General features: G+C 68.9%; 24 protein-coding genes and 1 tRNA gene. 10 read left to right on the top strand and 15 right to left on the bottom strand.

Annotation, left to right across the window (positions count from 1 at the left end; genetic code table 11):
- Positions 1-30 precede the first annotated feature (30 nt).
- From ACFXI4_RS33940 to ACFXI4_RS33915, 6 genes are read right to left on the bottom strand one after another with little or no spacing between them, the layout of a single operon-like run.
- Complete coding sequence (locus ACFXI4_RS33940; protein WP_384998214.1) at positions 31-1,146, bottom strand: glycosyltransferase family 4 protein; 1,116 nt, start codon at positions 1,144-1,146, stop codon at positions 31-33.
- Entirely contained in the window at positions 1,143-1,679 is a 537-nt protein-coding gene (locus ACFXI4_RS33935) for a deoxycytidine triphosphate deaminase (RefSeq protein WP_384998211.1), read from the bottom strand. The genes ACFXI4_RS33940 and ACFXI4_RS33935 overlap by 4 nt, the downstream gene beginning before the upstream one ends.
- Positions 1,676-2,215: a dCTP deaminase gene (gene dcd / locus ACFXI4_RS33930; protein ID WP_384998208.1), complete on the bottom strand. Its 540-nt coding sequence runs from the start codon at positions 2,213-2,215 to the stop codon at positions 1,676-1,678. Before dcd ends, ACFXI4_RS33935 begins: the two co-directional genes overlap by 4 nt.
- The gene (locus ACFXI4_RS33925; RefSeq protein ID WP_384998205.1) at positions 2,212-3,441 is read right to left on the bottom strand and encodes a bifunctional metallophosphatase/5'-nucleotidase; all 1,230 of its coding nucleotides are present in this window, start codon (positions 3,439-3,441) and stop codon (positions 2,212-2,214) included. Before ACFXI4_RS33925 ends, dcd begins: the two co-directional genes overlap by 4 nt.
- Complete coding sequence (locus ACFXI4_RS33920; protein WP_384998202.1) at positions 3,438-4,754, bottom strand: UDP-N-acetylglucosamine 1-carboxyvinyltransferase; 1,317 nt, start codon at positions 4,752-4,754, stop codon at positions 3,438-3,440. The genes ACFXI4_RS33925 and ACFXI4_RS33920 overlap by 4 nt, the downstream gene beginning before the upstream one ends.
- Entirely contained in the window at positions 4,754-5,212 is a 459-nt protein-coding gene (locus ACFXI4_RS33915; RefSeq protein ID WP_384998199.1) for an ATP-binding protein, read from the bottom strand. The genes ACFXI4_RS33920 and ACFXI4_RS33915 overlap by 1 nt, the downstream gene beginning before the upstream one ends.
- A 176-nt stretch (positions 5,213-5,388) precedes the next feature.
- Between ACFXI4_RS33915 and ACFXI4_RS33910 the strand changes: the two genes are divergently transcribed.
- The 5 genes from ACFXI4_RS33910 to ACFXI4_RS33890 all read left to right on the top strand — a co-directional run bounded on the left by ACFXI4_RS33910 (position 5,389) and on the right by ACFXI4_RS33890 (position 9,479).
- Entirely contained in the window at positions 5,389-6,660 is a 1,272-nt protein-coding gene (locus tag ACFXI4_RS33910) for a helix-turn-helix domain-containing protein (protein ID WP_384998392.1), read from the top strand.
- A 203-nt stretch (positions 6,661-6,863) separates the two neighbouring features.
- Positions 6,864-7,532: a hypothetical protein gene (locus ACFXI4_RS33905; RefSeq protein WP_384998196.1), complete on the top strand. Its 669-nt coding sequence runs from the start codon at positions 6,864-6,866 to the stop codon at positions 7,530-7,532.
- A 31-nt stretch (positions 7,533-7,563) separates the two neighbouring features.
- Complete coding sequence (locus tag ACFXI4_RS33900) at positions 7,564-8,037, top strand: hypothetical protein (RefSeq protein ID WP_384998193.1); 474 nt, start codon at positions 7,564-7,566, stop codon at positions 8,035-8,037.
- 135 nt (positions 8,038-8,172) lie between these two features.
- Positions 8,173-8,724: an SMI1/KNR4 family protein gene (locus ACFXI4_RS33895; RefSeq protein ID WP_384998190.1), complete on the top strand. Its 552-nt coding sequence runs from the start codon at positions 8,173-8,175 to the stop codon at positions 8,722-8,724.
- Between the two features lie 209 nt (positions 8,725-8,933).
- Positions 8,934-9,479, top strand: coding sequence for a flavoprotein (locus tag ACFXI4_RS33890; RefSeq protein ID WP_384998187.1), 546 nt, complete (start codon positions 8,934-8,936; stop codon positions 9,477-9,479).
- Here ACFXI4_RS33890 and ACFXI4_RS33885 read toward each other — a convergent pair whose 3' ends face one another.
- The 4 genes from ACFXI4_RS33885 to ACFXI4_RS33870 form a co-directional block, all read right to left on the bottom strand.
- Complete coding sequence (locus tag ACFXI4_RS33885; protein WP_384998184.1) at positions 9,480-11,192, bottom strand: relaxase/mobilization nuclease domain-containing protein; 1,713 nt, start codon at positions 11,190-11,192, stop codon at positions 9,480-9,482.
- Complete coding sequence (gene mobC, locus ACFXI4_RS33880; RefSeq protein WP_384998182.1) at positions 11,189-11,842, bottom strand: plasmid mobilization relaxosome protein MobC; 654 nt, start codon at positions 11,840-11,842, stop codon at positions 11,189-11,191. Before mobC ends, ACFXI4_RS33885 begins: the two co-directional genes overlap by 4 nt.
- Before the next feature lie 90 nt (positions 11,843-11,932).
- The gene (locus tag ACFXI4_RS33875; protein ID WP_384998180.1) at positions 11,933-12,787 is read right to left on the bottom strand and encodes a DUF2637 domain-containing protein; all 855 of its coding nucleotides are present in this window, start codon (positions 12,785-12,787) and stop codon (positions 11,933-11,935) included.
- A 214-nt stretch (positions 12,788-13,001) separates the two neighbouring features.
- Positions 13,002-14,285 carry a DUF3631 domain-containing protein gene (locus ACFXI4_RS33870; protein ID WP_384998177.1) on the bottom strand — a complete coding sequence of 428 codons (1,284 nt, stop codon included), beginning with the start codon at positions 14,283-14,285 and terminating at the stop codon, positions 13,002-13,004.
- A 294-nt stretch (positions 14,286-14,579) separates the two neighbouring features.
- Between ACFXI4_RS33870 and ACFXI4_RS33865 the strand changes: the two genes are divergently transcribed.
- The 4 genes from ACFXI4_RS33865 (at position 14,580) to ACFXI4_RS33850 (ending at position 18,307) form a co-directional block, all read left to right on the top strand.
- Entirely contained in the window at positions 14,580-15,092 is a 513-nt protein-coding gene (locus ACFXI4_RS33865) for a helix-turn-helix domain-containing protein (RefSeq protein ID WP_384998174.1), read from the top strand.
- Between the two features lie 125 nt (positions 15,093-15,217).
- Complete coding sequence (locus tag ACFXI4_RS33860; RefSeq protein WP_382283232.1) at positions 15,218-15,595, top strand: helix-turn-helix domain-containing protein; 378 nt, start codon at positions 15,218-15,220, stop codon at positions 15,593-15,595.
- A gap of 32 nt (positions 15,596-15,627) precedes the next feature.
- Complete coding sequence (locus tag ACFXI4_RS33855; protein ID WP_384998171.1) at positions 15,628-17,142, top strand: LacI family DNA-binding transcriptional regulator; 1,515 nt, start codon at positions 15,628-15,630, stop codon at positions 17,140-17,142.
- A 289-nt stretch (positions 17,143-17,431) separates the two neighbouring features.
- On the top strand, positions 17,432-18,307 hold the full coding sequence (locus tag ACFXI4_RS33850) for a DUF4238 domain-containing protein (RefSeq protein WP_384998168.1): 876 nt from the start codon (positions 17,432-17,434) through the stop codon (positions 18,305-18,307).
- Positions 18,308-18,531: 224 nt separating this feature from the next.
- Here the strand turns inward: ACFXI4_RS33850 and ACFXI4_RS33845 are convergent, their stop codons facing one another.
- From ACFXI4_RS33845 to ACFXI4_RS33825, 5 genes are all read right to left on the bottom strand, one after another.
- On the bottom strand, positions 18,532-19,323 hold the full coding sequence (locus ACFXI4_RS33845; protein ID WP_384998165.1) for a hypothetical protein: 792 nt from the start codon (positions 19,321-19,323) through the stop codon (positions 18,532-18,534).
- Positions 19,324-19,453: 130 nt separating this feature from the next.
- A complete protein-coding gene (locus tag ACFXI4_RS33840; protein ID WP_384998162.1) occupies positions 19,454-20,134 on the bottom strand; it encodes a DUF488 family protein in 681 nt (226 codons plus the stop codon).
- A 243-nt stretch (positions 20,135-20,377) separates the two neighbouring features.
- Positions 20,378-20,451: transfer RNA gene (locus tag ACFXI4_RS33835), tRNA-Pro, on the bottom strand.
- Positions 20,452-20,525: 74 nt separating this feature from the next.
- Positions 20,526-21,284 (bottom strand): Pr6Pr family membrane protein, encoded by a 759-nt coding sequence (locus tag ACFXI4_RS33830; RefSeq protein WP_384998159.1) that lies wholly within the window; start codon positions 21,282-21,284, stop codon positions 20,526-20,528.
- 55 nt (positions 21,285-21,339) lie between these two features.
- Complete coding sequence (locus tag ACFXI4_RS33825; protein ID WP_384998156.1) at positions 21,340-22,278, bottom strand: metallophosphoesterase; 939 nt, start codon at positions 22,276-22,278, stop codon at positions 21,340-21,342.
- Between the two features lie 113 nt (positions 22,279-22,391).
- Here ACFXI4_RS33825 and ACFXI4_RS33820 point away from each other — a divergent pair, with 113 nt between their 5' ends.
- A complete protein-coding gene (locus ACFXI4_RS33820) occupies positions 22,392-22,859 on the top strand; it encodes a GatB/YqeY domain-containing protein (RefSeq protein WP_362728745.1) in 468 nt (155 codons plus the stop codon).
- The last annotated feature ends 71 nt before the right edge of the window (positions 22,860-22,930 follow it).

The raw sequence follows: 22,930 nt of genomic DNA, 5'->3' as shown, positions 1-22,930 counted from the left end.
AGCGGCGCGGCAGGCTACCGGGAAGGCAGTTCACGCGAGTTGGCGGCCGAGGTCGGTCAGGGCTTGTGCCGTCGCCGAGAGCGGGTAGCGTGCCGCGTTCGCGGAGCCTGCTCGCCGTACGGCGGACAGCAGGCCACGGGAGGTGCGTAGCCGGTCGAGCTCGCGAACCAGAGTTGCTGAGTGGGTGAAGTCGGTGGCCACGCCGGTGGTGCCGAGGGCTTCGCTGAGGCCCGGTACGGGTTGGTAGAGGACGGGCAGTCCGCAGGCTTGGGCCTCCAGGGCAACCAGGCCCATCGCCTCCAACGTGGTGGACGGCATGACCAGAACGTCGTGTTCCGTGAACGCCCTCCACAGTTGTGGGCGGCGGAGCCAGCCGAGGTAGCGGGCCCGCAGGCCGGCCCGTTGAAGCAGTGGGGCCAGGGCATGGAACTGTGCTCTGGGGGCGGCGATGCTGAGCTCGACGCCCCGCGCGGGCGCCAGGCTCTTGATCAGGTTCTCGGCTCCCTTCTCCGCGGTCAGGCGTCCCGCGTACAGCAGTCGTAGGTGACTGGTCGACGTGCGGGTGGGGCGGGCCGGCGGGTCGGTGAGCAGGTGGTCGGGTATGCCCCACGGGATGTGGTTGATCTTGCGTTGGTCGGTCTGCGGGGCCAGTGTGAGGAGATGGTCAGCCATGGCGCCCGTGGGCACCACGATGACGTCTGCGGCTCGGGCGGTCTCGCGCAGGATCTGGAGCTGGTCGCGGTGTGTTTCGGCGAAGATCAGGTCCGTGCCGTGGACCAGGGCGATGCGGGGGTGTCGAGGCAGGGCGCGGATCAGGGCGGGGGTGGCGCCGAAGGTGAGGTGCTGCAGGTGCAGGACGCTGATCTGGGCTGGGTCGATCGCTGTTGCGAGAGCCGTTCGCAGGGTTGCGACGTAGCGGGCGAAGGCCGGCCCTTCCAGGCACTTTCCGGCAACGGCCAGCAGGCCGAGCCCGGCAGGTACGTGGTGTCCGGGGCGGGATGGTCCCAGCATGAACGCGCGGGCGGGGATGAGCGGGTGGTCGCCAGTGTAGAGGTCGAGGAAGAGTTCGACGCTGCCGCCTGGGCTTTCGGCGGGCAGGTCGAGGAAGGTCGCCGCGAGCGGCCCGTCGGCCTGACGGGGGATCACTGGATTCCCCCGGGCATCTCCTCGTAGAGGCGGGAGATGTCGATGCCGTCCGTCGCCGCGTACTTGGCGCGTTGCTGCTGGTAGCTGGCCGGGGCGCCGAAGGGGCTCAGGAAGACGAGCTTGCCGAAGGTCATCCCCGCATAGACCCGCACGGGCCGGGCCGCGCGGATCTCCAGCGTCCAGCGGATGGCGTGGCCCTGGTGCCCGAGCGGGGCCGAGACGTGGACCCAGATGCCGAGGGATCCGATGGTGCGGTCGCCGTTGAGCATCTGGGCGTACGTCTCCGAGCCGGTCCTCTCCAGCGTGACGCCGAGGTAGAGCGCTCTGGGATGCAGGACCAGGCCGGTGGCGGGGATGGGCTGCTCGGTGAACGCGGTGGGGGTGGCGGCGTCGAGGTCGCCGACGCAGATGCGGAGGGTGTCGCCGAGGCGCCAGTCGTAGGCGTTGGCGGAGAGGCGACCGGGGTTGTACGGGTCGATCGTGATGTCGCCGGATTGGACGGCGGAGGCGATGGCGGGGCCGGTGAGGATCACGAGGCAACCGCCCGAAGTCCCGCGACGTCGCGCCAGTAGGCCGAGGGCTGTGGGCCGGTGGCGGCCTGGTACTTGCCGCGGTAGAGGTCGATGGGGCCGGTGGAGACGAAGAACATGATCTGTCCGATCTTCATGCCCGCGTACACCCGTAGCGGGCGGGTCGGGGCGAGCATGAGGGTCCACTGGCCGTGGAAGCCGATGTCGCCGATGGGGGCGGTGATCTCGACAAACAGGCCGAGGCGGCCGACGGAGGAGCGGCCGAAGAGCAGTGGGACGTAGGTGTCGGAGCCGACTTCTTCGAGGGTGTGGCCGAGGTAGAGCTCGTCGGGCTGGAGGACGTGGCCGTCCGGGTCGATGGTGGTTTCGCGGGTGGGGTTGGGGCGGTGGGCGTCCAGAGCCTTGTCGGTGTACGTGAGCAGGGTGGGGCCGAGACGGACGTTGTAGCTGTTGGGGTTGACCTGGTCGGCGGCGAAGGGGGCGATGCGGACTCGGCCGTCGTGGGCCGCTGCCTCGATCTCGGGGCCGGTGAGGATCACGCGTTGCCTCCGTCCGTGGTGAGGACGTGCTGGAGGGCCTGGTCCATGCGCAGGCCGGCTTCCTGAGTGCGTCCGCCTAGGTAGGTGTCGGCGAGGTAGTCGGTGGTCAGCACGGTGGTGACGGCGTCGGGCAGGGGATCGGGGGCGGTGACGAGCGGGCCTGCCTGGGCGGCCAGACGGTTCAGCAGTCCGGGGAGGTCGCGGCGGTTCGGTTCCGGGACGTGGGCGTGGACCAGCTGGTTGGCGAACGGCTCGATGGAGAGCAGGTCGCCCAGGGTGAGGGTGTCGCCGAGAGGGACGTTGCGCAGTGCGGTCTCGTTGAGGACGACCGTGTCTGCGCCGAGCGCTGTGTGCAGGCGGGCGGTGAGGTCGTGGAGCACGTCGCGCCGGTCGAGCGTCTGATGACGGAAGGCCGTACGGACCGGACCGAGCACCGCACGCAGTCGCTCCCGGACTTCGTCGATGAGTCCCGTCACCTCCGCGAGGTCCAGGGGAACAGCGCCTGGCGTGCGGTCCGGGAAACGGGTGGTGCCTGCACCCCAGCCCGCGCCGACAGGCGTGGCGAGCGCGTAGCCGTCAGCGAGTTCGCGGCCCTTGACCACAAGGGTGTCCCCAACGCGGAAGGGTCCGTACTGGTCGCTGTGACAGTGTCCGGCGAAGACCACGTCGAGGAACGGGCAGGCCGAGGCGATCTGGCGGTCCTCCTCGAACCCGGAATGGCTGAGCAGGACCCAGCCGTCCACCTCGTGGTGGAAGGCGAGCATCAGCTCGCGCAGGGACTGAACGGGGTCGGTGACGCGGTGGCCGGCTCGCTGCGCGGCGGGGATCGAGTGGAACGCCTGTTGCCCGATCACGGCGGTCACCGCGACACGACGGTCGCCGATGTCGGCGATGTGCAGGCGGTGGAAGAGCGCGTCGCCGGTTTCGGTGTGGACCGCGTTTGCGCAGACGGTGATCCGGTGGAGCTCGGGTTCGAAGTGGTGGGGCCAGCCGTGGTTGCCGGGGGCCAGCACGTCATACAGCTTGAGCAGGATCTCGCGCTCGATCGCGCCGCCGGCGAGGGCGTAGTAGCCGGAACCTTCGAAGAAGTCGCCGCAGTCGACGACGAGTGAGGTGCGGCGGAGAGCGTGGAGGTGGGTCAGGAAGGGCGCGGCGTTGTCCAGGGTGGAGTGGACGTCGGTGGTGGCCACGATCTGGCGCAGGGCGCGGGTACCGGTTCCGGTCATGGAGTGACCTCGCAGATGTCGGCGCCCAGGGCGTGGAGCTTGCCGGGGAGGTCGGCGTGTCCGCGGCGGAGCTGGTCGAGGCCGCCAAGGGTGGTGACGCCTCGGGCGGTGAGGCCGGCGACCATGAGGGCGGAGCCGGTGCGGATGTCGGTGGCCTCGACTCCCGTCCCGGTCAGTCGCTGGGGACCCGTCAGGCGGCACTCGGTGGGGGAGACCTCCTGGATGGCCGCGCCGAGGCGCGACAGCTGAGGGAGCAGATTGCTGTGGCGGCCGGGGTTGATCGCGTCGGCGAACAGGTGGGTGCCTGGGCGGCGGAGGGCCAGTGCCATGAGCGGTGGTTCGAAGTCGGCGTCCAGGCCGCCGGGGCTGAGCGAGGCGACGGCCCGCAGGGGGCGGCCGGTCTCGCGGCCGTCCTGGGCGCTCACGGTCAGGGCGTTCGCCTCGCTTCCGGCGCAGATACCCAGCTGGAGCAGAGCGGCCACGAGAGGGGCGAGGTCGTCGGCACGTGCGCCCTCGATGTGTGCGCTTCCGCCAGTGGCGGCGACTGCGCAGGCCAGCGTCCCGGCTTCGACCTTGTCGCCCGGCACCGTCCACGCGATGTCGTTCGGCGTCGAGGAAGGCGGCGAGAGGATGAGCAGGCGTTCGCCGGCCCGGCTCTCCCAGCCCGCCGCGCGGAGCGCTTCCAGCACGTACAGCACTTCCGGCGAGAGGTTGGGTTCGCCCAGCCGGAGAGGCCGTCCGGTCGTGACGGCCCTGAGCAGGGCGGCCACTGTCGCACCGCGCGAGCGGAACGGCAGTACCAGGGAAACCGTGCCGGTGCGGGGCGCCGCGGCCTTGACGCGGTAGCCGGTGTCGTCCACGACGCTGCGGTCGCCGAACGCCTCGTACACCTTGAAGTGCAGTTCCATTCCGCGTGCGCCGATCCTGCAGCCGCCCGGCCACGGCAGTCGCGCCTCGCCATGCCGAGCGAGGAGGGAGGACACCAGGTAGTACGAGGCCCGGATACGGGCGGCCTGAGCAAGGTCGGGAGGGAAGTGCCCGGCCTTGGCGGGCAGGATCACGACAGAGGCCGACTCGTCGACGGGCTGCGCGACGTGCCAGCCTGACTGCTGCAGCAGCGTCAGCATGATGCGGATGTCCGTGTTGGCCGGGACGTTGCTCAGCCTCACCGGACGGTTGAGGGCTGCTGCTGCGGCCAGCAGGGGGAGGGCCGCGTTCTTGGAGCCGTCGACGGCCACCGTGCCCGCGAGCGGCGGGCCGGGGCGTACGGCGATCACTTCGGCGGCCGTTCCAGGGGCGCGGGTCATCGTCATCAGCAACTCCTCTGCGAAGGGAAAGGGAAGGAGATCTCCGGATCCGCGCCGGTGGTCACGCCGATGCCGGTGTTCACGTCGATCTCGGCCCAGCAGCGTTTGCCGACCTCCGTCGGCTCGGCGCCGTACCGGTCCGTGAGAACGGCGACGAGGAACAGCCCCCTGCCGCTTTCGCTGTACGGATCCGGCAGACCGGTCCGGGGCAGCACCGGGCAGACGTCGCAGACCTCGATCCGCAACGCGGCCTCGTCGAGGCGGACGGTCAGCGAGACCGGATCAGCGCCGGCGTGCCGGACCGCGTTGGTGACCAACTCGCTGATCACGACCTTGGCGGTGTGCACCACCCCGGTGGTGAGTCCCGCATCCCAGCCCTCCATCGCGTCCGCAGCCTGGTGCCGGACGGCGGTGACCGCGGTCGGGGTGGCGGGTACGGAGAGAGCGAACTGGTGCACTGTCACAAGCTGTCTCCTGGTTCGGTGCGGCTGCTTCACGCAACCGCACCGGAGGCAGGCGCGGCCACGGCGTGTGCCGGTGCTGCATGACTTATGCGGGAGCTGCATCGCGGCCGATCACCGCTCGGCTACGCTCGGTTGAGCAGGCAGGATCGGCGGCGGCAGGAGGGGCCGTGGCACAGATGGCCGACGCACAGAGTGAAGCGAGACGGATCGGCGAAGTGATCCGTCAGACACGCGTGTTACAGCGGCGTTCGCAGAAGGACGTCGCTGCCGCGCTGGGTTATCACCAGTCGAAAGTGAGCCGCCTGGAGAGCGGCAGAGGCACGGAGGACGTGCGCGTGCTGCGCGAGATCGCCGCCGCGCTGGACATTTCACCGCACCGTCTCGGCCTTGCCGCCACCCCCGCCGCGAGCTTCGCCGAACCCGGAACCGAGGACATGCACCGCCGTACCTTCCTTGCCGCGAGCGTTGCCGCGCTCGCGACTCCACCGTCGCCGACCGCAGCACATCTCGACCTGATCCAGGCCCTGTTGCCGGGTACGCTTCCCGCCGCCACCGGTCAGGCCCTCGGTATCGATGTACTACGGGACCGGGTCCGGGCCGTTCGCCGGTTGTTCGGGGTGTGCGACTACACGGAGCTGGAGCAGACCCTGCCGGGTCTGATCGCCGACCTGCGCCAGGCCGCCGCCGGCTCGTCCGGCTCGGCGGAGGCGTCCGGACTGCTGGCAACCGCCTACCAGACGTCGGTGAGCCTGCTGTTGAAGCGAGCGGACCAGGGCAACGCCTGGCTCGCGGCCGGCCGCGCCATGGCCGAGGCGGAACGGTCCGCAGACCCCGTCGTGCTCGCCGCCAGTGTCCGCGTCCACGCACACGTTCTTCTGCGGGAGAAGCACACGGCCCAGGCCGTGAACCTGATCCGCCACACCGCCGACCAGCTCGGTGGCTCCTACGATCAGCGGTCGCCCCGGTATCTGGCGGCGGTCGGCCTGCTGTTGCTCCGCGGGGCCACTGCCGCCAGCAGAAACGGTGACCGCGACAGCACCCAGGACTTCCTCCACGAAGCCAAGGAGGTGGCACGCTACGTCGCCTTCGACCAGCCGGACGCCTGGGCCAACTTCAGCCCCACCAACGTCGCCCTGCACGAGGTCAGCGCGGCCGTCTCCTTCGGCGACGCAGGCATCGCCCTGCACACCGCCCGTCCCCTCATGCGACGGCACATCCCCGTACCCGAGCGCCGGGCCGCGCTCTGGGTGGACGCCGCCCGCGCCTACAGCCAGCAGGGCAGACTCGCCGACGGCTACCAGGCGCTGCGCATCGCCGAGAGCTGCGCGGCACAGGACGTCCGCCGCCCGGCCGTACGTGAACTGGTCGCCGACATGGCAGCCCGCGACCGCCGCGGGGCACTGCCCGAGCTGCACCACTTCAGCCGCCAACTGGGAGTGCCCGCGTGAGCGATCAGCACGACACGGCGCTTCTCCAGATCGTGGTCTGCGCGGCCGGATTCGCCGTCGGTGTCGGTCGGCTACACCCGTAGAGCAAGGTCCTGAACGGCGGAGAACGGGAGGGCAGTGGACGCGACCGTAGCAGCGGGTGGGGGCTCGTCGGGTGGCTCCGGTCTCCGGGCGGTGTCGGTGGCATCGGGTTGGATGAGCACGTGACTGTCTATGACGTGGCCCGCCACCTCCCCTCCATCGCCGACCTGCGGGACCTGTGCCGTTCACTGGCGATGCTCGATGCGATCTTGAGTCCGGATTGGGAAGGCCGGTACTACTCCTTCAACGCTGGTTGGGCCGACGGCGAGGAGATGGCCTCGATGCGCAACGGGTCGGGGGACGAGTACTCCATCGTGTTCTCGACGGCCGGGGTCTATGTGCGCGGCTTCTGCCATGAGTCTCCGATGAGTCCGTACGGCAACGATGGCGAGCCGTGGCCGGGAGTGATCGACGAAGTCCCCGAGCTCTTCAAATCCTTCGTCGAGGAGCCGGCGTTCACCGATGAGGACGGCGTACCGGTCGTGACAGCCTGCTTGTGGCGGGGCGCGACGGATGATCGGTGGTGTCACGGCGTGATCGAGTTCCCCGAGAGTGCTGTCGATCCCGATGGGGCGACGAGCCTGTTCGAGCTCCTGGTCGACCGCACGCCGGAGGCGTTCCAGCGCTTCGCCGAGGACTATTACGAGGTCTCCGTGGACCTGGCGGCGGTGAGCCATGTGGTTGCCCTGCGGCCGCTGAGTCAGAAGCTTGTGTCGCTGCTGAACCCTGAGGTCAGCCTGAAAGACCTGGCTCAGGACATCGCCGAGATCGGCTATCCGCAGCCAAAGTAGGAGCCAGGGCCTGTTCAGGACGGGGGTGAAGATGGACGGTTCGCAGACTGTTTTCTGCTTGCAGCGCGGCTCGACGGGGTTTCGTAGCCTCAGCGACCCACCCGTGCCGGAGACCGATTCCAGGGCGTGCCGTGCCGCCTGGTACGCCGCAGCCCGGGCCGCTCGTGGGCAGGTCAGGGACTTTACGGAGAAGCAGTACCCGCAGAATTTTCACACCGGCACGATCAACGATCGAGACGGCACACATTTCGGACTGTTCCACGCCCAGTACCTGCTGATCGCCTTCGTGGGGGACCGGCGCCAGTGGTACACCGCGGAGTTCCAGGAGCCCCCGGCCTGGGCGGTCGCCCTCGGCGAGTTCGGCTTCACCGTCTTGGGTGCGTCGCTTCTTCTGTCACCGCTGACGGGGGCGGACAGCACCGCCCTGTCTGCAGCCGAGCGGAAGCAGATCAGGTACTGGCAGCCGGAGACCCTTGGCGCGACACTCTTCAAGTTCTGGGACTGATGGTTGGCCTGTCCACTACTCCGCAGGAACCAAGTCCGAGTGCCCTGGTCGGCGGTCAAGCTGCCCGCCATCGAAAGCCGCGTAGCGCGAAGGCGCGGCGGACCAGGGAGCGGATGCCGTTGCTACTGTCGCTGGATGACCAGCTGGGACGAGGGCGACGTACGCGCACGGATACAGGAGAAGGCGGCACGGGATCCCGGGCGGGAGCGTTTCGGGGCGGACACGCACCGGTACGAGCTGATACCGCGGCTCCCGGAGGCAGAGATCCGAGCGTTCGAGGAATCCCACGGTGTCCATCTGCCGATGGAGTACCGGTCCTTCGTCGCGGAGGTGGGCAACGGCCCCGCCGGTCCCAGTTACGGATTGTTGCCGTTGACCGTCCCCCGACCGGAGGCCGGCGGGGAGTGGGCCGTGGACGGCGAGTGGCAGGAAGACCGACTCGCGGGCCGACTCGCCGAGCCGTTCCCTCTCACCGATCCCCTCCCCGGCCGAGTCGGCGCAACGGTCGACGCACTGACTCGAGGCACGCTCACGCTGTCCGAACAGGGCTGCGGCGTCTTCACCCGCCTGGTCCTGAACGGACCGCGAGCGGGCGAGATTTGGCAGATTGATCCGGATTGGGGAGGTTTCGTGCCGCTGAGTGCCGGCTTCCGCGCCTGGTACACCGAGTGGCTGGAGAGCCCGTAAGCGCACTTCACGCCGTCCGGGGCCAACCTGCCGTCCTTCGGCGCAGACCGCTCCACGCAGTGCTGAGCCGTACCGCAGGCGGCGGGAGCCAGACCTGACTGTTTGTCGGTGCGAGCGCTTGGCTGGCCAAGGTAATCGCTCAGTCGCGCGGACTCCTGCGAGCCCACCGCGTTGACTGCATTGATCTTGCACCCGAAAGGAAGCGTTCAGTGAACGATCAGTCTGATGAACCCGTGCTTCAGATCGTGGTCTGCGCGGCCGGGGTCGCCGCCGACGTCGGTCGGCTGATTACCGCGGCGCAGGAACGGCACTGGGATGTGGCTGTCATCGCCACCCCGGACGGGCTCGGCTTCCTGGACGTGGAGGCGATCGAGACGCAGACCGGCCGTCCCGTCCGATCGGCCTGGCGGGCACCTGGCGAACCGCGTCCGACGCGCCCCGCGGACGTGATCGCGGTCGCTCCGGCCACGTTCAACACGGTCAACAAGTGGGCTGCGGGGATCTCCGACAATCTCGCGCTGGGCATCCTGTGCGAGGCGCCGGCCATGGGTGTCCCGGTGGCCGTGCTGCCGTACCTGAACTCCGCCCAGGCCGCCCATCCCGCTTACCTGCAGAGCCTTGAGCGGCTGCGGGAGATGGGCGTCCTGGTCGGCTCGTACGAGCCTCACCCGCCGAAGGCCGGGGGCGGGGCCGACCGGTACCGCTGGGAGGAAGTGCTGGAGTTGCTTGCTCCCAGGGTGTCCGCGCGGTCGTGATCAGCGCTGCCGTGGGCGTGGTTGCTGCGGGGCTGTGATCGCGGCGGTCGTTTCGGGGGCCGGGGTGGTGGGGTGCTGGGGCGTGGTCCGCTGGGTCACTGTGCTGCGGGCTTGTGCTGCGCGGGCTCGTGCGCTCGGGGCCGGCCGCTCGCTGAGGCGCTGGACGCGCCAGGTCAGTACCCGTGCGGGGTGGTGGGCGTCGTGGAGGGCGCGCTGGTCGGTCGCCTGGCGTAGGAGATCGTCCGGGTTGTGGCCTGCTGCTTCCGCGTGGGCGAGGGCGGCGCTGAGGGCGTCGAAGGCGGGGTCCTCGATGATCTGCTCGGCGTGCTCGGGCAGCGTCTCGTGGAGGCGGCGGATGTGTCGGTCTGTGGTCGCCGCTGGTGGCCGGTGCTGGGCGAGCGCGGCCAGGGGAGCGGGTGCGGCTTGCTCGTAGGCGGTCTGCAGGTGGAGCAGTGCCCGCTGGGCTGCGGCGACCTGCTGGTCGTGGTGGCGGAGCTGGTGCCAGTGCGAGGCGGCGATGACGACGAGGATCGCGGCGTCGAGGAGCATCGCCAGCGTGGTGCCGTCCTGGGGTGCGGGCTCGCGGAGCATGGCGCGGACGGCGCCGCGCAGGGTGCGGGCGCGGTGGTGTTCGGCGTGGATGCGGGAGCGGGTAGCGCGCTCGAACAGGAACGCCGCTTCGCGGAGTTGGGACTTCAGGGAGTGGGGAGCGAGGAGGGGGAGGGCGTCGAGGGCTTCACCGAAGGCGGCGAGATGGGCCTGGGAGGCTTGGTCGTCGTCCTGGGCGAGATGGTGGGGTATGCGTTCGGTGGCGGCGGTGGCCTGGTGCCAGGGGTTGCTCCGGCGCACGCCCGGCTGGATGGTGGGCTGCGAGGCGGTGTTGGTCAGGCGTTCTTGGATCTTGGGAAAGGAGAGGTCCGGGGCGAGCTTGGAACCCGAGTACCAGATCGGTGCGTCGGCGCCGTCGGCGAGGGCGACCTTGTAGCCGCGTACGTCGCCGGAGGGGAAGTACACGACCTCGGCGAGCACGCCCTCGGTGTGGCTGAGGAACTGAATGAACTCCTCCATGCCGGTTGCGGCGGCCACGGCGGTGCGGACGAGGGCGCGCAGGCGTTCGGGGGCGGTCTTGTCGTGGCCAGCGCGGCGGGCCTTCTCCTGTTCGGCACGGGTGGGTCGCTTGGCGGCCGTGCGGTCCCCGCGGACGACCTGGAAGAGGCCGTGTTCCTTCTCGATGGCGGCGAGTTCGCGGTCGGCGGTGAGGTAGTCGTTCCAGTGGCGGGCGGTGCGCAGGTCGGCGCGGACCTTGGTGGCGGCGATGTGGATGTGGTCGGGGGCGTGGCGCACGGCGACCCAGCGGCAGCCGTCCGGGTCGCCTTCGGGCGCGATGCCGGTGGCGGCGACGATCTGGCGGGCGATGCCGGCCCACTCCTCGTCGTCGAGGATGCGGTCTTCGGGCGCGGCGCGGACCGAGCAGTGCCACACGTGGCGCTCGGGGGCACGGCCCAGGCGCCTGGCCTGCTTGACGTGGAGGTCGAGATCCGCCACGAGGAGCTTCCTCGTGGCGTCGATGTCGTCGGCGCGGCCGGGGTCGGGGGCGAAGCCGTCCCAGGAGGCGACGAGGTGGGGGTCGGTGTGGTCCTTGGCCCTGGCGGTGTCAAACAGATAGCGGATCAGGCCCGCGGTGTCCTTGCCGCCGCTGATCTTCGCGATCACCGGGGGACCTTCGTGGTGGACACGGCCTGGTTCGTGGCGGCGGAGATGTGGCGGACGGTGGCGCCGACCGATGCCAGGGTCTGCTCGGTGTGGGCGAGAAGCTTGCTGTCCCCAGGGTGTGGATGTCCGCCGGAATTGAGCTTCTTGGCGATCTGGTTGACGTTGTGGCCGATCCGGGCGACCTCGCCACGCAGGGCGGTCAGCTCGTCGATGTAGTCGTCGAGCGCGGTGCGCTGGCCGGGCAGGGCCAGGTCGCCGTGGACGTGAGCCATGACGACGGCGCCGACGTAGTGGGCGCCGGCGATGTTCAGCGACCGGGCCACGCGCAGGATGTCGGCCTTCTCGTCGACGCTGTAGCGGGCGTCGACACGTTGCTTGCGCTGACCGTTCGGATCGCGCCGACGGCGTCGGGCGACACGGTGCAGGGCGGCGGCCTCGGCGGCGCGCGGGAGCGGCGGGTGCGCGACGGCGCCGACCGGCTGTTCCTCCTCGGGCACCCCCTGGTGCCCGAGTGCCTCCGCCGCACCCGGGGCGGAGGCTTCCCCGCTGGACCGGCCCGTGGACGGTCCAGCGGGATACCTTGCTGCGCTGTTCAGGTGGGTGGTCATCTGCTGCTGCGTGGTGGGGAGTTCGTGGTGCTGTTCGTGCATGGGTGGGGCTCCGAACGTGCTGGTGAAGGGGGTCGGCTGCGTGCCCCGTGTCCTCGCGTCGCTGTACGCGAGGACACGGGGGACGTGGGATCAGGCGGCGTCGGCGCTGACCGTGCGGTCTGCCTGCTGCTCAGCGTCGTCCCGCTCGGCTTGGACGAGGTCCTTCAGCCGCTCTGCTTCCTTGCGGCCGATGGTGAGCCCGCCGTCTCGGAAGGTGTCCTCGATATGGCGTCGGGAGGCTCGACCCTGGCGCCCGAGAGGTGCGCTGCGGGCGAGGGCGAGCCGTTCGGGATCGACATCGTCCGGCTCGGGCTGTTGTGGCTCGGCGGAGCGAGCCACAACGTCCGTTGTCGGAGCCACATCGTTCGGACGGTCAGCCACCTGGGCGCCAGTTGGCTCCCTCACGTCGAGGTGCGCACCGCCGACGCCGCCGGATGTAATTCGCTCCAGGTCGGCAAGCTGAGGGGCGGGCATCTCGGAGCCGTCGGTGGCTTGAGGGCCGGACGGGTCGGGTGCGGGGTGGTGGTGGATGACGATGTAGAGGTGGACCGCGCCGGCCAGGGCGAGCGGGGCGATGGCGGACAGGCCGCCGACGGTGAGGTCGTCGAGACGGAGTCCGTTGCCTTGGCGGGCCTGCTGGTTGAGGCGGACAGCGTGGATGGCGTTGGCCCAGATGCTCGTCATAGTGGCCGCACCGACGAGCAGCCACACGTACAGCCGGGAGTACCAGGGCGCGGTGCGCAGCATGAGCAGGGCGCCGACGCCGACGGCGATGAACCCGTCGATCACGAGCGGGAAGGCGTAGGTCAGAAGGCCGCGGATGTGGATGGCGACGCCCATCTGCCGCAGGGCGTCGTAGGAGAGGGCGAAGGCGAACACGGCGAGCAGGGCGATACCGAGACGGATCAGTTCGGTGCCGCGCAGGGCGGCGATGCGGGCGGACAAGCGGAGGCGCTCCAGATGGTTCGGGGCGGCGGCCACGGTGCAGCAGGGGGCAGGGTGGGGTGGCCGCCGTGGGGTGCTGGGACTCGTAACACCCGTCGCATGCCTGCTCAGAGCAGGTACGGGTGGGCGTGAAGATGCGGGACGACTCGTCGCGGGCTGCTCACCCGTCCCTGGGCTGACCTGCGCAGGGACGGGTGATGCGGGTGGAGACGGGTCAGGCTGCGGTGTCGGACAGCGGCTCGCCAGCCGCCTGGGCGGGCTCGGTGGCAGGCTCCGGCTCGGGGCAGTACCGGGCCCAGGTGTCGAGGAACTGGGTGCGCGCGTAGCCCCTGGCCTGGGCGCCGCCGGGGAAACGGCGGTTGGTCGCGTTGATGCCGTAGGGCTTCAACAGCAGTTGCAGGTATCGCGGAGTCAGGCCCTTGTCACTGCCCTTGTACTCCGCCCAGGGACCTTCCTTGTCCGCGTTGAGCGCCTCCAGCAGGTGCCTGGTGCTCAGCAGGGCAGGGTCACCGATGGCGGTGAAGGCGCTGCGGATGTGGACCAGGAGGCGGGTACGCAGATCGCCCTCCTGGTTCTGGCCTGTCTCGTAGTCGGTCATGGAGCGGCAGGCGGAACGGGCGAGCGCCGGCCAGTCGCCTCCCGCGAGATCGGCGACGACGACCAAGGGCTCCCAGGTGTCCGCCGCGCGGTCCTCGACCGGCATCGGCGGCTCCATCTCCAGGGCCTGCGCGTGGAGTGGGTGGAGCCAGGCGCGCAGGCGTTCGCGGATCGCGTGCAGGGCCGGGGTGTCCCGGCCGGTGCGGAAGGACGCCACCTTCTCGCCGACTGCGCGACGGCGCATCCGGATGACCACCGCCCGGTCCATGATCGTGTCGGGCAGGTCGCCGATCCCGGCCAGCGCCGCCATGGCGAAGGTCGCGAACTCGTGCACGTCGTGCTCCGGCCCGGACACCCGCAGCGTCGGCCGGCCACGCTGGTGCCCGGCGTTGATCAGGCCGCGCACCTCCTCGTTCTTCTCCGCCGCCTTGCCGGTGGCGAACATGGTGTCGGCCTCGTCGACCAGTAGGGTCGGCGGGTCGTCCCCGTCGATCGACCGGAAGATCGCCGCCGCACTGGCGTTCACCGTGATCAGACGCTTGTGGACCGTCTCGGTCACCACGTCCAGCAGCCTGGACTTCCCGCACCGCTTCTCCGGAGCGACGATCGCCAGCCGCGGCGCGTGCTGCCACGCACGCTGCAGATGCGTCGCCGCGACCCACAGCGCCACCGCCGTCACGGCCTCCTCGCTCGGCATCGCCACGTACCGCTCGATCTGCGCCCGCAGATCGTCCAGGATCTGCGCTCCCTCGGACGCGGGCACAGTTTCGGGATCGCCGTCGGGGCCCTCGTTGGCGGGAGGCGTGGCAGAGCCGGCCGGTTGGCCGGGTACGGCAACCGGCGGCCATGGCGGGGTGGCGTCGTCGCGAAGGGATGGCGTACTCGGCTGGGGATCGGTCATACTGGGAATCAGCTCCTCTGCTTGCGGGCCATATGGGACGGCAATCCCGGTGTCCGCAGGTTGATCGCTAGGGATGGCGGTTGAGAGGTTTGCGCTTGAGCCCCCGGCATCGCCGGGGGCTTCTTTCATGTCACGTGCGGTCGTGCGGGACTCCTGGGGTTGGCGGGGTGGGTGCCACCACTATGCCACACGAATTGCAGATCGCAGAAGTGCTCTGCGTCTCGCAGTGGGCATGTTACTGTTATGGGGTCCTTGCAAATGGCAGGGCGCCGCTACGAACGGAAGGAGGCGGCCATGGCGGATGAAGACCCGCCGCAGGGCGTTCTGCTCAGTGGCGAGGGCAACGTCGCGGTGCGCATCAAGCTGGAACGCGAGGCGCGCGGCTGGAGCACCAACGCCCTGTCCGACCGCATGAACGAGGCCGGCTTCGAGATGAACCCGTCCGCGGTCTGGCGGATCGAAAACGGCAAGCGCCGCATCAACCTCGACGAGACCATCGGCTTCGCCGAGGTCTTCGGCCTCGACCTGCGCAACCTCGTCGGCCCCCCGCAGTTGGCTGCCAAGGCCCGCGCCATGGAGCTCATCGACGAGATCCTCGACGCGTTCCGCGCGACCCAGCGCGCCAACATGGCCTTCACCAAGGCGCGCGAGGCCCTCGACGCCTACCTCGCCGAGCACCCCGACGTGCGTGAGGAAGCCGATGTCATAGTTTCCAACGCCATGGCCGAAGAGGCCGGCAAGACTATGCTGAAGATGCACGGACCTCCGCCGGGTGGCGGCGACGCCGACCCTGCCGCCGAGGCATAGCCCTCGGCTCCCGTTCCCGTCCTGGGCCCGCAAACCCCCAGCACGGGCACCTCACCCCCATCCCTAGCGATCGACCGGCGGGTCGGCGTTGCCGCGCCCATGCCCGCGAGAAGAGGACCCACCCCGTGCGCCAACCCGCGATAACCCCTGCCTCTGCACCGACTCCACATGCCGAGGCCGAGCTGCCACGCCTCTACGTCCCCGAGGAAGTCGCCGCCGTACTCGGTTGCTCCACATGGTGGGTCAAGGATCGCGCCCGCCGACGGCTCATCCCGTTCACCCGCGTCGGCCGCGCCTACCGCTTCTCGGACGAGCACCTTGCCGAGATCATCCGCATGCACGAAGAGCGTCCGGCCCCGACGCCCCAGCGCTCTGGCTTCGTCCCGGTGTCGACCCGGAAGCCCCGCAGCCAGCAGCAGCCCGAGACGGCTGCCCCCACGGTCCGTCTCAAGGCCCGCCCGCCACGTCGGATGTCCAAGTCCCAGTTCGGAACCGCTGCTTAACGCACCCCACACGACAGCAGGGAGGGAAATCCGTGGGGTACGCGGAGAAGCGCAGCGGCTACTGGCGTGGCCGATACAAGATCGAGGACGGCAAGTACGGCACCGTCGCCAATTCAGCAGGCGTCGTGGTCAAGTTTGCCACCAAGCGCGAGGCCAAGCAGGCCGCAGACGCGGAAGAGGTGACCATTCGGCGCGGTCAGTGGCGCGACCCGAGCCTCGGGCAGGAGACCTTCGGCGACTACGCGAGCCGCTGGTACGCCGCCCAGGACTTGGCCGCCTCGACGATGCAGAACTACAAGCGCCACATTGAGGAGCACCTGCTCCCCGACTTCGAGGAAAAGGCGCTCGTAGGCATCCTCCGCACGGATGTCGAAGCCTGGGAGAAGAAGGAACGGGCCTCGTACGCGGCCTCCAGCGTCAAAACCTGGCGCTCGACACTCCACCTGATCTTCGAGGACGCGATCGACGAGGGCCTGCTCACGTCGAATCCTGCGGCCAGGAGGCGCGGACGTGGCAAGCGCGCCGGCCGCTCCCGCGACCGAGGCCCGGAGAAGGTCGTCACCGACGCGCTCGGCATCCTGCTGACTGCCGAGCGGGCGGCCCTGCTGTCCGGTCGCGACGACGAGTTCGTCGCCACGGTCCTCAAGGGCTACACGGGCAAGCGCTGGGGCGAAATTGTCGGCCTGGAAACGGATTTTGTCCGACCTGACGCCTTCCGCGTCGAGTGGCAGCTGTACGAGCTCGACACCGGCGAGCTGGTGCGCTGCCCGCCCAAGGACGACAGTTACCGCACCATCGACTCGATGGACTGGCTGTCCGCCCTGGTCTTCAACCACATCGCCCGTACGAAGCCGACGCCCTGCGCGTGCCACGACAGGACGTACGTTTTCCGGGGCCAGGGCGCGGCCCGCACCGGCAGCCACCATGGGGCAAAGCTCGTCGACGTCGCTCGCCGCGCCGGAGTCTCTACGGGCACGGTCTCGAACGTCCTTAACCATCCGGACCGTGTACGCGAGGACACCCGAGTCCGGGTCGAACTCTCCGTCGCAGAGCTCGGGTTCGTACGAGGCGGCACCACGTCGGAGCACGCGGCCCACTGGCGCCGAAACGGCTTCGCCACCTGGCTGTTCACCCCGGCGGTCTCCGGCTGGTACCCGAAGAAGGCCCCGCAGGAGGCCCGCCCGGTACCGATCCTCGGCGAGCCGTGGCCCGGCGTACCGGCCCGAGGCCGCGGCGCTGCTGCTCGGGCTGATGCCTGCTGGCTCCCGATCGCCACGGGCCTGACACCCCACGGCCTCCGCCACACCCACCGCACGATGATGGAGGACCTCGGCACCGAGAAGGTGCTCATGGACGACCGCATGGGCCACATCGATGGCTCAGTCTCCGCGCGTTACGCCCACGTCACCACTGGCATGCGTAGGCGCCTCATCCTCGGCCTGACGGAGCAGTGGGAAGCGGCGCTCGACGCTCGGCTCGCCATGTCGCCTACCTCGCCGGTCCGGGTCCTCAACCAGCTTTTGCGGGACCGCTTCACCACCACGTAGTGGCGCAGGCGGTCTAGTAACGGTGGCATGGGAGCGTGTCAAAGGCTCCCACGCAAGGCTGCTGCGGTCACCGCCAGAAGTGACCGCAGCAGCCACTGACGCACAACTCCGACATCGTGCTCGTCTCCCTTCGAGAGTGCGTGACGTGGGTCCATTGAGGCCGCTCGGGCTCACCCATTGCCCCCCTATTTCTCAGCGCTCCCTACGGCAGGTCATATGGCGTTGCCGTACGCCGGACGCGGCTCCTACCATCGTGCTGACTTGCGTCGACGGGCCGAGGGGGAGCGGCGTGGCTGATCCAAAGCTTCACCATTATGTTCCGCAATTCTACTTGCGTCGGTTTACTGACTCGGCAGAACGCCTATGGGTCTGGGACAGGACTAACGATAGGGTGTTCCGAACTCAACCGAAGGCAGTGGCTGCAGAATCGAACTTCTATACGCTTCCTCAGTTGGTTGATCATGGCCATAGTCCGATGGAAATGGAAAAGCAGTTTGCGGACCTGGAGGGCCAAGCGGCCGCCATTACAGGTCAATGGCTCGACTGGGTTCGGTGCGGGCATCCGGGCGATTCGCTGCCCATGCCTGAAGAAAACCGAGAAGCAATCAGCTTATTCCTGGCTCTCCAGTCTCTGCGGACGGCCGACGCTCGCGCGATATTGGTAGCCTTTTCGGCATTGCGCGGGTACCAAGCCGAATCTGAAGAGGACGCTAGAGCCCTCCATGCTGCGGTGCTATGGGATGACGAGCTCGTCTCCGCCTATGCTGATCGCATGAGTCGATGTACATGGCTTTTCGCCTTGAATTTGACGTCGGTTCCTTTCGTCACGTCGGACAATCCATTGGCTTTCAGGACGTCTGACAGTCGGGCTTGGGTGAAACCGGGGAATCTCGGCAGAGATGCCTATGTGGTATACCCACTCGCCCCAGATGTGATCATGTACTGCTATCCCGATGAAGGTGTATGGCGCGACTCGAATGTCTCTCGATTTGACTGTCAAATTTCGCCGGTGCTGATGACCGAGGGTATGGTGCAGAGTGAAAATTCTGCACAAGTCTTCATGGCCTCTCGGTTCATAGTCTCTAGTCGAAAGTCCTTTTCTTTTGAACGGGAGTTTTTGAAGACAATGGGGGTAGATCCTAACACGCCGTCGATCGCGGAATGAGTGTCACAATCCATAGAGGGGCTTGTGCTGTCCCCTCGCCGGCAGATGGCCCGTCCGCCCAGCGTGCGGGCCGAGAACGCTGGTGGATTCGGGCGATAGTGATCAACCAGCCCGGTAGTCCTGTCGGTGTAACCCTGATCTCAGGCGCTGCAATTCGTGTTGGTGTGCGCGCTAGAGGGCTAGCGTCCGCTGACGCTGCGTGGGTCTCTTTCCCGCAGAATGCGTCATTCGTCGAACAGGCTGTGCTGCACGTAGTCGACGACTCTCCGCTCCGGGTAGAACACGGCCAGCAGCATGAAGGTCTTGGGGTGGGCCGAGATGTTGCCGACGAAGAAGTGAACAGCCCGATTTGGAGCGCACATCCGCTCGTACCACCTTTCACGCAGAGCATCTCGCACCCCCTTCTCCCCGTACTTGCGGAGGAAGTTGCGGTACGACTGGCCGGCTTCCCAATCCTTCAGCCCCATGTCGTGGGTCGGGCAGTCGTCATCGGCACAGCGGAAGCTGTAGCGGAGGTCGAGTGGCACCCACTCCAGAGGGTTCAGCTCCTGTTCGAATAGGTCGAGTTGGTCGGCCAGCGCGGCTTTGGAGACGGACCATGGCTCCGCCGGCTCCAGCCGGAAGCGGGTGATCTCGGCGGGTCGGAAAATGCCAAGGGACGTTCCGCGCTTCTCCTGATCCCGCTTGATGGCGCAGAGCGACGGGACGACCAGTGGCTCCACGTACCGGTACCGCTTCTTCCAGCCGTCGTCGGAAGGTACTTCACCCACGATCTCCAATGTGTCGAGGTCGGGTCGAAGACTCTCCGGGCGGGAGTCACGCTCCGTACGGTGCGGTTCAACGTCGACTTCGATGATCGAGTACTTGGAGAACTGAGCAGCCTCGCTCAGGAGTCGGAAGGGCACAGGGAAGAGCCGCACGTGCTGCGGCTTGCCCTGGTCGAGGCGTATACCAGCCACGCAACTGGTCTCGCGGTACTTGTTGGAAAGCTCCGGATACGTCTTGACCGTGATCATGATCCGTGCGCGCTGCCGTCTCCCGAATGCCGATGACGCCATGACCTGCCCCCTCCGTCGATCTCCCCGATCTGATTGGAAGGGAGGCAAGTAGCGCAGGCAAGGGCGCGTGCGAAAGTCGGGGGTGAAGTCAGGCCAAGGGATTCACTGGCACCTGGACCCGGCTGCTGACCGCCTCCAAGACAACCTGCCGGTGACAGCGACTCTCATCCTTCTCGAAGCACAGCACCGCGACCCGGGACGCTTGGGCGTGCTCCGTGAGCCGGTCAAGGTCGGCCTGGGCCTCTTCGGACCGCAGCAGGCCACGGAAGCGCGCGCACCCTACTTCCACGCGGCCGTCCCAGAAGGGCTCTCGATTGTCCTTCGGATTGCCCAGGCCACGTAGGTGCGTGTACTCGATGCCAGCTTCGGCCAGAGCCTCCCCGAGGCGGGTCTTGCTGAAGCCCTTCTTGCGGCTGATCGGTGTGAGCCGTACATCCGCCACGACACCGATGCGGCTGTCGAGGAGCGAGGCGACGAACGATTCGATGTCCCGCCCTTCGTATCCGGCTGACCAGAGACCGGGCGGGACATGGGCCGCCCGGAAAAGATCATCGAGGGAGACCGCAAGAGCCTCGGCCACCGCGCCCACGGTGAAGAAACCTGGCTGGATTGCTCCCTCGCTCTCCAGACGGCTCAGCGTTCCAACGGCGATGCCTGCTTCCTTGGCCAGCCGTTCACGTGTCCACCCGCGGTTCTCCCGCAACGCCCGCACCCGCCGGGCTAGTGCACAGGCGTGGTCGTGGGGAGGCGCTGAGCGATGACCTGCCATGTGCGGTGTTCCTAACGACCGTTGGGGCGGCCCGCCGCGGTGTTCCTGGTCAGCTACGAGCCCTGGATTCGCGAACGCGCAGGTCCGAGGGCGCTTGAGCGCCGCTCATCCTGCGGCACTGGAGACTGCTCCTGGGAGAGGCCGATCAAGATCTTCTCCCAGATTTCTCCCAAGCGATCTCCAGGAACCAATCAGGGGCCCGACCCGCACTGCGGATCAGGCCCCTGACCTGGTACTTCACTGTCGGGGTGGCGGGATTTGAACCCACGACCTCTTCGTCCCGAACGAAGCGCGCTGCCAAGCTGCGCTACACCCCGATGTCGCCGCTGTCCTGCTTGCTGCGGCGACGTCGTTTACTTTAGCCCACCGGTGGCCGGAGACGAAATCCGGTTTAGGGGCGGCGGCCGACCGGGTTCGGGCGGGCGTGGTCCAGGGCCACCAGGAGGACCGCGAGGGCGTAGCAGGCCAGGCCGAGGAGGAGGGCGTTGGCGAGGGCGCCGCGGTAGCCGTGCTGCTCGGCGTCCAGGAAGGGGTAGAGGTAGCGGCCCGGTGTGCCGGGCAGTGACAGCTCCGCTCGGGTGAGGAAGAACGCCAGGTAGGCGAGGGGGTAGAGCATCCAGCCCGCGGTCTGGCGCAGGTGGAGACGGCTCGGCGGCGTGAGGATCAGCCAGTCCACGAGGGCCGCCAGGGGTGCCGCCGTGTAGAGGAGCTGGAGGGCCAGCCACTGGCCGTGCCAGGCCACCGGCGGGTGGGCCGAGCCCGTCATGGAGAAGGGGGGTGTGGTGTGGCCCAGGAGCAGGTGGTAGACGAGGCCCGAGATCACGATGTAGAGCAGCGCCGCGCCCGTCAGGGACGAGGGCAGCGGGCGGGACGCCTGCCAGGCGCGCCGCGCCGAGGCCAGGCTGACCAGGGTGAGAATCGCCGCCGCCTGGGTGCCGAAGTAGCTCATGACCTGGGCCGGGCTGCCCAGCAGCAGCTCCAGGGCCACGCCCGCCGCCGCCACCGCGGCCGTCAGGAGGCGGAACACCGCGGTCAGGGGGCGACGGGTGGGGGCCACCACCGCCGTCGCCGGAACGTAGCCGGGCAGCAGCACGGGCGTGCCCGGGACCGCGGGGAGGTCCGGGATGTCCCGGGGTATGGGAGCCGTCATGCCCCCAAAGTATGAACAAGGGGCATGTGCGGCATGTTGTTCTACGCCGTGTGGGTTACGGCAACGGCTGCTCCCGGCCCACCAGCGTCAGCAGCGTCGCCTCCGGCGGGCAGGCGAAGCGGACCGGGGTGTAGCGGTTGGTGCCACAGCCCGCCGAGACGTGGAGGTACGAGGTGCGGCCCTCCGCCGTGTGCCGGGAGAGGCCCTTCACGCGGTCCGCGTCCAGGTCGCAGTTGGTGACCAGGGCGCCGTAGAAGGGGACGCAGATCTGGCCGCCGTGCGTGTGGCCGGCCAGGACCAGGGGGTAGCCGTCGGCCGTGAAGGCGTCCAGGACGCGCAGGTACGGGGCGTGGACCACGCCCATCGAGAAGTCCGCCGTACCGGACGGCCCGCCCGCCACCTGCACGTACCGGTCGCGCTTGATGTGCGGGTCGTCCAGCCCCGTCAGCTCCACCGAGACGCCGTCGACCTTCAGGACGCCGCGGGTGTTCGTCAGGTTCAGCCAGCCCGCCCCGTCGAACGCGTCCCGCAGGTCCTCCCACGGCAGGTGGATCGCGCCGACCACCGGCGGATTGCCGTTGAGGCCGTGCTTGCCGTTCACCTTCTCCAGCAAATAGCGGGCGGGGTTGCGGGGCTTGGGACCGTAGTAGTCGTTGGATCCGAAGACGTACGCGCCGGGGAAGTCCATCAGGGGGCCGAGCGCGTCCAGGACCTCGGGGATACCCTCCGGGTCGGACAGGTTGTCGCCGGTGTTGATCACGAAGTCCGGGCGCAGGCCCGCCAGCGACTGCAGCCAGCGCTGCTTCTTTCGCTGCCCGCTGACCATGTGGATGTCGGAGACCTGGAGGATGCGCAGCGGACGCATCCCCGGCGGGAGGACCGGGACCGTCACCCGGCGCAGGCGGAAGGAACGGACCTCGAAACCGGCCGCGTACAACACACCGGCGGCGCCGAACGCCGCGATTCCCAGGGGTACTCCGTATCGAGCGCGCATACGACCATCGTGTCAGACCCGCGGCGGGGCTCATGACCGGCCGCCGGCCACCGGCGGCCGGGGCGGGTAAAACGGCGGGCCATCCGCACGGGGCACCTGCGACAATCGGACCCATGACCACCACGCTCAAGTCGAAGCTGCACGACGACCTCAACTCCGCGATCAAGGCACGCGACGAGCTCCGCTCCTCGACGCTCCGGCTGACGCTCGCCGCGATCACCAAGGAGGAGGTCGCAGGCAAGGAGAAGCGCGAGCTCTCCGACGACGAGGTGCTCAAGGTGATCGCCAAGGAGGCGAAGAAGCGCCGGGAGGCGGCCGAGGCCTTCGCCCAGGGCGGCCGCACCGAGAGCGCCGAGCGGGAGAAGGCGGAGGGCGAGCTCCTCGACGAGTACCTGCCCAAGCAGCTCACCGACGAGGAGCTGGCGGGGATCGTCGCCGCGGCCGTCGAGGAGGCGAAGGCGGCGGGTGCCGAGGGGCCGCGGGCCATGGGCGCCGTGATGAAGATCGTGAACCCGAAGGTGGCCGGGCTGGCCGAGGGCGGCCGCGTCGCCGCCGCGGTGAAGCAGCGGCTCCAGGGCTGACACCGGGAGCCACCGGGGAGCACCGGAGGCCTCGGGCGGTACGACGGCGGGGCCGCACCTCTGTCACGAGG

The organism is Streptomyces sp. NPDC059224 (assembly GCF_042754285.1).
Classification (GTDB): Bacteria; Actinomycetota; Actinomycetes; order Streptomycetales; family Streptomycetaceae; genus Streptomyces.
Note: the sequence above shows the minus strand (reverse complement) of the source record. Positions and strands in the feature narration are given on the sequence as shown.

Bases quoted from the DNA above. Each gene is read 5' to 3' on its own strand.
- ACFXI4_RS33925 (WP_384998205.1), bottom strand. From the start codon at position 3,441: ATGACCGGAACCGGTACCCGCGCCCTGCGCCAGATCGTGGCCACCACC.
- ACFXI4_RS33900 (WP_384998193.1), top strand. From the start codon at position 7,564: ATGGACGGTTCGCAGACTGTTTTCTGCTTGCAGCGCGGCTCGACGGGG.
- ACFXI4_RS33845 (WP_384998165.1), bottom strand. From the start codon at position 19,323: ATGATCACGGTCAAGACGTATCCGGAGCTTTCCAACAAGTACCGCGAG.
- ACFXI4_RS33870 (WP_384998177.1), bottom strand. From the start codon at position 14,285: ATGACCGATCCCCAGCCGAGTACGCCATCCCTTCGCGACGACGCCACC.
- ACFXI4_RS33840 (WP_384998162.1), bottom strand. From the start codon at position 20,134: ATGGCAGGTCATCGCTCAGCGCCTCCCCACGACCACGCCTGTGCACTA.
- ACFXI4_RS33830 (WP_384998159.1), bottom strand. From the start codon at position 21,284: ATGACGGCTCCCATACCCCGGGACATCCCGGACCTCCCCGCGGTCCCG.
- ACFXI4_RS33895 (WP_384998190.1), top strand. From the start codon at position 8,173: ATGACCAGCTGGGACGAGGGCGACGTACGCGCACGGATACAGGAGAAG.
- ACFXI4_RS33910 (WP_384998392.1), top strand. From the start codon at position 5,389: ATGGCCGACGCACAGAGTGAAGCGAGACGGATCGGCGAAGTGATCCGT.
- ACFXI4_RS33825 (WP_384998156.1), bottom strand. From the start codon at position 22,278: ATGCGCGCTCGATACGGAGTACCCCTGGGAATCGCGGCGTTCGGCGCC.
- mobC (WP_384998182.1), bottom strand. From the start codon at position 11,842: ATGCACGAACAGCACCACGAACTCCCCACCACGCAGCAGCAGATGACC.
- ACFXI4_RS33920 (WP_384998202.1), bottom strand. From the start codon at position 4,754: ATGACGATGACCCGCGCCCCTGGAACGGCCGCCGAAGTGATCGCCGTA.
- ACFXI4_RS33865 (WP_384998174.1), top strand. From the start codon at position 14,580: ATGGCGGATGAAGACCCGCCGCAGGGCGTTCTGCTCAGTGGCGAGGGC.
- ACFXI4_RS33820 (WP_362728745.1), top strand. From the start codon at position 22,392: ATGACCACCACGCTCAAGTCGAAGCTGCACGACGACCTCAACTCCGCG.